A 715-nucleotide genomic window follows, 5' to 3' on the forward strand; every position below is an offset into this window, starting at 1 on the left:
GGATTACGGCATGTTCACGGCCGCCAGGTGGCGAGGACTCCCTCGTACAGCTCCGTGTCCGTCAGCTCGCGGGGGGTGGGGCCCGCGTGGAAGAAGGCGGTGTTGGGGGTCTTCAGCTTGCGCAGGTAGTCGAACGCCTTGTTGTCGTGCTCGCCGAACGCGACGAAGGAGAAGAAGACCGTGGGGTGGCTCTCCGCGGCGGCGGTGAGGGCCTGGGTCGCGGGCGTCTTGGCGTCCGGGGCGCCGTCGGTCTGGAACACCACCAGCGCCGGGGTGCCGGGGGTGACGTGCTCGTCGTAGTGGGCGAGGACGGCCTCCACGGCGGCGTGGTAGCTGGTCCGGCCCATCCGGCCGAGGCCCGCGTGGACGTCGTCGATCCTCGTCGCGTGGTCCGGGGTGAGGGTCAGGTCGGTGGTGCCGTCCACCTCCGTGGAGAAGAAGACGGTGTGGACCGCGGTCTCGGGGTCCAGGTGGGCGGCGAGGGCGAGGGCCTGGTCGGCGAGGGCCTGCGCGGAGCCGTCCTTGTAGTACGGCCGCATGCTCGCGGAGCGGTCCAGCACGAGGTAGAGCTTCGCGCGGGTCCCGGTGAGGTCGGTCTTCGCCAGCGGATCGGCGGCGGCGGAGTAGGCCGCGGCGAGGGCGGGGGCGCGCGGGGCGGGGCGCGGGCGGGCCTCCGCGTGCGCCGGCGGGGCGCCCCCCCCGCCGACGAAGCCGA

1 protein-coding gene is annotated in these 715 nt (G+C 74.0%); it reads right to left on the minus strand.

Translation table 11 applies throughout. The annotated features are described in order from the left end of the window. Nucleotides 1-14: 14 nt before the first annotated feature. The coding region (locus FRZ03_RS16715) for a VWA domain-containing protein (RefSeq protein WP_146465961.1) at nucleotides 15-715 on the minus strand (701 nt) is incomplete at its 5' end.

The sequence above is a fragment of the Streptomyces misionensis genome (genome assembly GCF_007896895.1).
Classification (GTDB): Bacteria; Actinomycetota; Actinomycetes; order Streptomycetales; family Streptomycetaceae; genus Streptomyces; species Streptomyces misionensis_A.